This is a genomic window from Flavobacterium sp. (assembly GCF_043779715.1).
Lineage (GTDB): Bacteria > Bacteroidota > Bacteroidia > Flavobacteriales > Flavobacteriaceae > Flavobacterium.
In genome coordinates this window covers 1-2,302 of record NZ_JAYWDT010000005.1, presented here as the reverse complement: position 1 = coordinate 2,302, position 2,302 = coordinate 1, and the positions used below count along the sequence as shown (strand labels likewise).

Sequence of the window (2,302 nt, the reverse complement as noted above, 5' to 3'; positions counted from 1 at the left end):
AGCAGTACGAGCTGCCTTTATCGCCGTCCGAAATCCCACTGACTGGCAGCAGGTGATCGTGACTGGCCTAATAACTGCTCCAAAAGTATCCATTGATCGATGAAAACCAAAGATTTTTCCCTTGTTCTCAGATGTTGCCTCATCCGATAAAATAGCATCTCTTGCACCTATGAGAATTCCTTTCCCGAAGCGGTCAATAGCTCTCGCAAAGAAAATCCAAAGCGAAAAAGTAAAAACTGCCATCATTGGTTTTGAAAAGGTGCTTAAAGCATAACCGTGTTTAACAAAAAAACTCGTTTTCCGGAATTATCCGAAATATTCTTTGCTCAATCCTGCCAAAGCTTCTGCAAAACCTTCCAAAACACCAATTAATACTATAGAAAATCTAATTGTTTTTAAATAAATTAGCATAATTGGGTATAGCATTTCAATTGCAGTATCAGTGAATAAACTGATTATAGATAATATCCATAAGGTTCGTGTGATTATTTTAGTTTTCATTTGGCTTTTTTACAGCTTAATTTTAACTCCTCCGTTTAGTATAAATCCATCTGTAGGTGTATAAACTTCTCTAAATTGTGGATTTTGAATTGTTCCCGAATACATATTCTCCCATTTCGATTGTCGGCTGTCCAAAAAGTTTTCAAGATTCAAAAATAAACTAAAAGACTTGAATTTGTATTCTCCAGAAACTCCCATAACCCAATAATCCCTGACATTTTCATTATTTGCCAAATACTGGTTTCCAACATAAAAAACCTCGTAAGCAATTCGTAATTTTTCTTCCCACTCATACATTAAGTTTGCGTTTATTCTAAGTTTTGCTGTTAATGGATTTATGGATGAATTATTATCAAAATTTCTTTTTGCGTCGATGTAAGTGTAACCAATGTAACAGGAAATGTCCTCAAAACGAAGCTTTGCGTTTGTTTCAAAACCTTTGGTTTCTATATTTCCGTTGGCATTGTCAAAGGCATAATTTGCAGTCAATGGAACTGGATTAAGAACTAATGGATTTTTGATAATGGTGTAAAAAAACATTTGATTAATGGCAAAACTTACTTCGTCAAAAATTGTAGTTTTATAATTAATATCAGCATTTAATCCATACGATTTTTCAGGACTAACTTTTGAAAAGTCAAGTGAATTTATATTTTGAAATGATTTTTCTTCGGTTTCTTCCGAGAAAATGGTTGGTGATTTGTAACCTAAACCACCACCAAATCGTGAAGATAATTTTTTATTGATTTTATATAATAATGACAAACGAGGCAAAACAAAAACATTACTTCTGTTTGTAATGTCTAAACGTAAACCGCTTTCCAAAATAAATTTTTCGGTTATGTTCAGATTGTTTTGAGCAAAAATACCAAAGGCAGCACTGTAATAATCTAATTTGTCAGCGACTAAATTAATTTGTTTGAAATTATCCGAAACTAAATTCGCTCCCAAATTCCATTCTGATTTTTCGTTTGGGATTAGATAATTAGCTTCTGTAAAAGTAGCTATTTGCTGTCCCTCGAAATTATACGCTTGCTTTTCAATTTTTCGGTTAAAATACCCAACACTATTTTTAATTGTCAATATATTTTTATTGTCAAATGTTTTTTCAAATTTTGCTTGTGTCGAATATCGATTACTGTTATTTCGTTCAAAAAACGTATATGTAGCATCTGATTTGTTGTCAATTACTTTCATATCACCACCTATTCGGTTTTCAAATCCTGCGTTTACACCAAAACTAAAAATCGTTTTTTCGTTTGGATAATAAAAGAATTTTGGGTTTATCGTATATCTGTCAAATTTTGGAATATCCGAAAACCCATCGTTATTCACATCGTATGCTTTTTGGGTATTACTTGAAACATATATTGTAAGTCCTGATTTTCTGTATCTTTCAGCATAAAAACCGCTTAAATCCAATGCCAGTGTTTGATTTATATTCGCTAAAAATGAAATTTCTCTTTTGTCGGTTGGTTCTTTTGTAATCAAGTTTATTAATCCCGCAATTGCTCCGCCTCCATAAAGTGTTGATGTGGAACCTTTGATAACTTCCACGCGTTTTAAATTCAAAGGTGGAATTTGCAAAATGCTCAAACCACTTGCGAAACCCGAATACAAAGGAAATCCGTTTTGTAAAAGTTGCGTATATTTTCCATCTAATCCTTGAATGCGAATACTCGCACTTCCCGAAACTTGGGAAGTTTGTTGCGTTTGAATTCCGGTACTTTCGGTAAGTAACATTTTGATATTCCCTGGTTGCATTGAGGATTTTTCGTCTAATTCGCCCGCTGCAATCGTT

2 protein-coding genes and 1 pseudogene are annotated in these 2,302 nt (G+C 33.3%); all 3 read right to left on the bottom strand.

Annotation, left to right across the window (positions count from 1 at the left end; genetic code table 11):
• Nucleotides 1-246: pseudogene (locus ACH2BG_RS00310) on the bottom strand (hypothetical protein); the annotation flags it as partial.
• A 60-nt stretch (nucleotides 247-306) separates the two neighbouring features.
• Nucleotides 307-501 carry a hypothetical protein gene (locus ACH2BG_RS00305; protein ID WP_395045748.1) on the bottom strand — a complete coding sequence of 65 codons (195 nt, stop codon included), beginning with the start codon at nucleotides 499-501 and terminating at the stop codon, nucleotides 307-309.
• 9 nt (nucleotides 502-510) lie between these two features.
• The coding region (locus ACH2BG_RS00300; protein WP_395045747.1) for a TonB-dependent receptor plug domain-containing protein at nucleotides 511-2,302 on the bottom strand (1,792 nt) is incomplete at its 5' end.

Coding starts and splice junctions, on each gene's coding strand:
- ACH2BG_RS00305 (WP_395045748.1), bottom strand. CDS start 501: ATGAAAACTAAAATAATCACACGAACCTTATGGATATTATCTATAATC.